5 protein-coding genes and 1 pseudogene (1 of these 6 running past the window's edge) are annotated in these 6,000 nt (G+C 40.2%); all 6 read right to left on the bottom strand.

Annotated features, from left to right (window positions below; genetic code table 11):
• Positions 1 to 186, bottom strand: partial view of a hypothetical protein gene (locus LEP1GSC062_RS05925; protein WP_020983742.1) — the 5' portion only. 42 nt of this gene lie to the left of the window's left edge; only the first 186 of its 228 coding nucleotides appear in the window; it begins with the start codon at positions 184 to 186; its stop codon lies off the left edge, out of view.
• A 78-nt stretch (positions 187 to 264) separates the two neighbouring features.
• Positions 265 to 621, bottom strand: coding sequence for a hypothetical protein (locus LEP1GSC062_RS05920; protein WP_010577598.1), 357 nt, complete (start codon positions 619 to 621; stop codon positions 265 to 267).
• Between the two features lie 19 nt (positions 622 to 640).
• Positions 641 to 2,164 (bottom strand): thiolase C-terminal domain-containing protein, encoded by a 1,524-nt coding sequence (locus tag LEP1GSC062_RS05915; protein ID WP_020983714.1) that lies wholly within the window; start codon positions 2,162 to 2,164, stop codon positions 641 to 643.
• Between the two features lie 4 nt (positions 2,165 to 2,168).
• A pseudogene (locus LEP1GSC062_RS24585) lies at positions 2,169 to 2,451 on the bottom strand (hotdog family protein); the annotation flags it as partial.
• 184 nt (positions 2,452 to 2,635) lie between these two features.
• Positions 2,636 to 4,681 carry an NAD-dependent DNA ligase LigA gene (gene ligA / locus LEP1GSC062_RS05910; protein ID WP_010577597.1) on the bottom strand — a complete coding sequence of 682 codons (2,046 nt, stop codon included), beginning with the start codon at positions 4,679 to 4,681 and terminating at the stop codon, positions 2,636 to 2,638.
• Between the two features lie 17 nt (positions 4,682 to 4,698).
• Entirely contained in the window at positions 4,699 to 5,670 is a 972-nt protein-coding gene (locus LEP1GSC062_RS05905) for a M23 family metallopeptidase (RefSeq protein WP_020983722.1), read from the bottom strand.
• Between the last annotated feature and the right edge of the window lie 330 nt (positions 5,671 to 6,000).

Here is a 6,000-nt window from a genome sequence, read left to right as displayed (position 1 = left end):
CTTGAGTTTCATACGATTTCCAGAAGTCAATTTAGCCATAATTTCGATCGTTTTTACGAATTCTTCTGCCGCAAGATCCAACATATCCGAAAGTCGGATATCATTCTTTTTTATCGAAGGATTTGCGGAACCTTTATTTTTTTTAGGAGCCGCTTTCTGAACTTTGGTCTTTTTCTTCTGGACCATGATTGAATTCCCCTAGGAAAAAATACTTCATTACGGATTCTATTTTTGTATGAGTTCGAATCCAGCAGAAAGTGATTCTTATTCCAAAAATATTCCCATCACTCGGTAACAATCGATCTTACTTTCGGAAATTTCAAAAACGGATCCGTCCGGCCCGACTTCTTGCAATTTAATCGTATCGGGAAATCCTGTTTTAGAGACAAAATCAGAAACTACAAAGAAGGTGGAATATTTTCTGAGATTTAGACAGTTTTCAACCTTTTTTCCCTGAAGAAACATAGTTCCTTCTTTTTCATTGGAAGAATCAGGAATTAAAATCAGATCGGAACCATTAAAAATTCGAACCTGACCTGTTTGAATATTCTCGGCCTTTATATGCATAAATCGATCCAGTCCTGAATTTTGCAGAGTCTTGGGAACTGTCTGACTTATCATTTTGGAAATTTCTTTCAGGCTAAATTAAAATTCCTTTCAAAAAACCGTTTTCATTTACGATTTTTAATTCCGAAGAATCGAATTGCAACATATGATCCGTTTTTAAAAGTTTTCCTTGGAAGTCGAATACGTTAACCATTACATATCCCCCTGCTTTCATCTTTACAAGAGCCAACGAATAAGGTACTTTCGTAAAGGAACCCGGATTCATATTTACAGTAGTTGAAGAATAAACGGTTCCGATTTCGTTATTCTTGGCTTCGTTTTGATTGAGGAAAAGGCGTTTCGGTTTTATTTTCTTCGGTTTGAATTTGGAACGTGTCGAGGAAAAAATAGCGACCGTATTAATACTATCCACTCCTCCGTTACCGCCAACTAAAGATTTTCCTGGCCGAGTTATTTGAACATTCGACACCGATCGAGAATACAATCCGTAATGTGCCGCAACATCTATCAAACCGGTGGCCGCGGATATGGACATAGCCGCTTGGTAATTTAAAATTCCACCCATCTCGTTGATTTTGATTTTTTTTCCGCTTTTGAGTCGTAATTCTCCATTCTTTAAATGTTCCATAGCGTCTCTTTTAGAAATTCCAAAATATTCGGATGACTGGAGAATCACCATTCCCGTAAAACAATCATAAACCCAAGCGTAATCGATATCCTCCCTTTTGATCCCCGCGGATGCGAACGCAAGATCACTCGCCCTTCCCGCAGGAGTTGCAAAGTCTCCCTTCAACATAAAGTACTCCGCATGCGCGGCGTGACCGACTCCAATAAGGTACATAGGATCGATTCCTTTTTTAATCTTTCCCTGTAATTGAAGCCTTTTCGCCTTTTTTTCTGACATGAGTAGCGTCGCAAACCCATGATCCGTAACGATCGCAATCATAGGTGCAGAATAAGGATCTGCTATGGTTCGGGAAAGTTGTTTGTCCGTGATTTCTTGCTGATAAACATATGCTCTCGGATTATTTATCGCGTTCGTTCTGAATCGTTTTGTGATCGTTTCGAGATCTTTCCGAGTAATGTCATTTTCAAACATCATTCTTTTCATCAGAAGTCCGTACATCGCAATCAAGGTTGCTCCGTAGCTAAGTTCATATATAGGATGACAAACGGTTTCGTTCAAACGTTTCATGTCAGAAACTTGTCTAAATGTGGACTTGGGAACGTCCGCGGCGGCGATCAATACGACTGCTTCCGTATCGGAGTGAAGGATACTCTTTGCCTGCCCGAGCGCTCCCGTTACGCTCGCTCCTCCCAAATCTACGAGATGAGAACGAAATCCAGTATAACCAAGCTCGTTAGCGATCCGAACACTATGTCCGTAGCCGGATTTTCCCAAAGACGCCGGTTCGATACTGACGAAATCGGTAAGAATATCTTTGAGTGTTTCGGGCTTCATTTCCAGAAATTGAAGCAAATCATATATTGATTTTCTATAATGTTCTAATACTCTTCTTTCTCCCGACCATTCTTTATAATCTTCCGAAAAGTCGGACGCAACGGAATCGCTTATTCCTAACAAAACAGGATTCATAGATTTACCTTGAAAACTTTACTTTTGATCGTGCGCAACGGATTCTGAATTCGAACTGGGGGAGAACTTTGCATTTATCCTTTCCAATTGTCTCTCCTTTTTGATTATTCCAGAGGACTTTTCATCTCTACCACTTTCATTTTTTGTATCTTATTCTTTACTTCCATGGTACAAGTTACGACATCATCGGGATAAACCAGTTTTCAAAACTTAGTCATGGTTCCCAAGTCAACAGTTTCAAGACTCGACAGTTTCATACCGAAAACCGATGCAAGAAGAGAAATCGCAAATTCCCGTTTAGATGTAGAATTTTGGACACTCTATTATGTAGGGATGAGTAATTTCCACGAATATACAAATGCCGGTCTCCGCAAGAAGAGGTTGTAAACATATCTGTATTCTAAAGTTTTGAGACAGATTTTTAATGAACAAATCTGTTTTTGGCATCCAATAAATTCTATTTAGTAAATTTTAAATCGGATTCTTAAAGTGAATTTTCAAAGATTTCAACAAATCTAGAAATTGTTTCTCATTGTAGACCACAATTCCGAGTTCATTCGCTTTTTCTAACTTAGATCCAGCACCTGGGCCAGCCAAAAGATGAGTAGTTTTGGAACTTACGGCGCTGACTTTCCTTCCTCCATAATAGACAACCAAATCCATTGCTTTGTCTCTAGGTTGAAAATTTTCGAAAGAGCCCGTAACACACCAAGACTGTCCTGCAAACGGTTGTTGATCAGCGACTTTTATTGGATCGGCTTTTAACTTAAGTCCCGCATCTTTAAGACGATCAATCAGTTTTAAGATCCGTTTATCGGAAAAATTCTCTTCAAACGCTCGAATCGTGGAAGGTCCGATACCCGGAATTTCCAAAAGAGATTCGATTCTTTTTTTATCTTTGGCTATGGAAAGAATCTCATCCATGGAATCAATTCCATGCTCGATCAATAATTCCGTTACTTTGTGGCCGAGTTCCGGAAGTCCGATCGAAGGAAGTAAAAAACGGAAATCCTTTTGTTTGGAGTGCTCAATCCCATTGAAAATAATGGCGAGACTTTTCTCTCCAAAACCTTCTTCCTCCATCAATTTCTCTTTCTGATCCTTCAGATTATACAAGTCAGCGACGGATCGGATATAACCGTGATCGTATAAGAACTCGATCTGCTTATCACCGAGCCCTTCGATATCCATCTGCTTTCTTTGACAATAAAAGATGATTCCGTTTTTCACTCGATCAGGACAATCCGGGTTCGGACAAAACAGATCGACTAAATTTTCTTTTTTGATCGTTTTTGTTTTACAAGAAGGACAACAATCCGGAATCTTAAAGACGTCTTTGCCTGGAGTAATTACCTCTTCCACAGCGGGAATGATTTCTCCACGTTTTGCAACTCTTACGATCGCTCCGATCCCCACCCCGAGCTCATTTATATAATCTTGATTGTGAAGAGTCGCAAACGTAACAGTCGTCCCCGCAAGATTCACTGGCTCGATCTCGGCTCTTGGAGTAATCTTTCCGGTTCGGCCGACCGCATAAGTGATATCAACGATCTTACTTTCCTTCATTATTGTGTCGAATTTATACGCCCTCGCCCATCGGGGAGAATGAGAAGTATAACCCTGCGCATCTCTTTTGGAAATGTCGTTAAGTTTGATTACAAGTCCATCGGTTGGAAATCCTAAAGTATCCTTTTTCTTTTTAAAATCCTTGACCGTTTCTGCAATCTTCGATCCATTCACAAAAACTGTGTCAGGCGGAACTGGAAACGTAAGTTTTTCGAGTTTGGAAAGAATTTCCTGATGTGTTTTGAATTTTTTTGTGACTCCCGGGAAGGTTGCATCGTACGTAAAAATCCGAAGAGGACGTTTTGCGGTATCCGCAGAATTTTTTTGTTTGATGGACCCTGCAGATAAATTTCGGGGATTTGCATATTTACCGGAAGAAAGTTCGTTGAATTCCTCGAAGTCCTTGAAAGTCATAAATACTTCGCCTCTAAGATAAACCGTAATCGGTTCCGATAGACGAAGAGGAATATTACGAACCGTCCGGATATTATCGGTAACGTCGTCTCCGATCCCTCCGGAACCTCGAGTGACTCCGTTTTTAAGCATTCCATTTTCATAATATAATACGATGGAAGCTCCGTCTATTTTCCATTCCACGGAATAAAGTCCATCCGGTTCGGTTTTATTAACCCAATCCAATAACTCGTCGTCGTTGTAGGTATTGATGAGAGATAGGACCGGAAGTTTATGCTGGAACTTTTCGAAATCCTTATCCAGATCGGAACCGATCACCAAAGTCGGACTATTCAAATCTTTAAACTGCGGAAATTCTTCCTCCAAATCTTGAAGCCGTTTGAAGAGCTGATCGAAGTCAAAATCCGATATTTCCGGTTGATTCTTTACGTAATATAAATACTGATGATGCCGAATCTCATCGGCAAGTTTTGCGATTACTTTCTTCGCCTCTTTCTCCGAAAGAGTTTTCTGATAAGCGTTTTTTTTCTTGGACATATTCGACCCCGGCTAAATCAATAAACGGGAACTTTGAGGTATTCTATAGGATCCGTACGATTGGATTCCCCAATCCATACTTCGTAGTGTAAATGCGGCCCAGTTACGTTTCCCGTGGAACCGACCGTTGCGATCAGATTTCCTTTTCGAACTTGTTGTCCGTCTTTTACGAATATCTTCGTACAATGCCCGAAGAGGGAAAAATAACCATTTGCATGTTGAATCACGATATGATTTCCGTAACCGCGGTTCGAATAGACGACTCGATGAATTCTTCCATTACCGGTCGCATAAATCGGAGTTCCTGGAACGTTTGCGAGATCGATCCCGTCGTGATATTCCATATAACCAGTAGTAGGCGATCGCCTAGTTCCAAAGTAAGAAGTGAGATTATAAGAATACAAAGGTTCCCCGAAAGGAATCGCGTCCATCACGTCATATCTGAGGTTTAAAAAATCGTAAATGCTATCCATTAAAGGGCGGTGTTTGTCCATGTAAACTCGCGCGGTGCGATATCCATAAATTTCGGAAAGATAACTTCTACCCAACATGAGATCCTTATCCGCCGATTCCTCCGTCTTCAGCTCTGCGAGTGCAATTGTTTCGATATCTGACTCATCGGGAAGTTTCAACATCTCGTCGCCATGCCCATCTATGAGAGAATAAATTTCCTCTAAATTCTCCGTAAGCGCAAGAAAGTCATCTTCAACTCCTTCAAGTTGTTTTGAATATTCGATGTATTCGTCGAAGTATTTTCCATAAACTTGAGCTAAGGCGTTGATTTGTTTTCTCGTATTGTTATATTTTACGATTCCGAAAACCGCAATTCCCAAAATGGTAACCAAAAGACTGAACAAAAAGAAAATCGTAAAAACCGAAATTTGAAAATGAAATGACTTATCAAAACCGTGAGGAATGAGAAGCACCGTTAATCTTTGATGCCCCTTCTCCTTAACCCGATCTAATCGTTTGCGGATTTCTTTTTCCATGGATATGATTCCAGATTAAGGGTCTATCCGGGGGAAATATAGGTCAAGTGGAAACCAAATTCATTCACGCCCCATACTTCGGTCTTGATGTGACTAAAGGTTCTATTTTGACGTTATGACCAAAAAAACCGGCTTTAAATCGTATTTCCAAAGAACCATATTCAAGATCAAAATTCCTTTCGTCATAGCAAAACATGTTTCCAATATGCGCCCTTAAACCAATTGCCCCGACGGGAATTAATGGGGATTTCGGGCGACTTTGGATTTTCCCTCAAAAAATCTTTCCGACCAAAATTTTTACGGCTCTCGCAAAACCGGAAATGGAATAGA

This window comes from Leptospira alexanderi serovar Manhao 3 str. L 60 (assembly GCF_000243815.2).
GTDB lineage: Bacteria > Spirochaetota > Leptospiria > Leptospirales > Leptospiraceae > Leptospira > Leptospira alexanderi.
This window is presented reverse-complemented; position numbering and strand designations above follow the sequence as displayed.

Excerpts from the sequence above, each read along its gene's own strand:
- LEP1GSC062_RS05905 (WP_020983722.1), bottom strand. The coding sequence starts at position 5,670 with ATGGAAAAAGAAATCCGCAAACGATTAGATCGGGTTAAGGAGAAGGGG.
- ligA (WP_010577597.1), bottom strand. The coding sequence starts at position 4,681 with ATGTCCAAGAAAAAAAACGCTTATCAGAAAACTCTTTCGGAGAAAGAG.
- LEP1GSC062_RS05920 (WP_010577598.1), bottom strand. The coding sequence starts at position 621 with ATGATAAGTCAGACAGTTCCCAAGACTCTGCAAAATTCAGGACTGGAT.
- LEP1GSC062_RS05915 (WP_020983714.1), bottom strand. The coding sequence starts at position 2,164 with ATGAATCCTGTTTTGTTAGGAATAAGCGATTCCGTTGCGTCCGACTTT.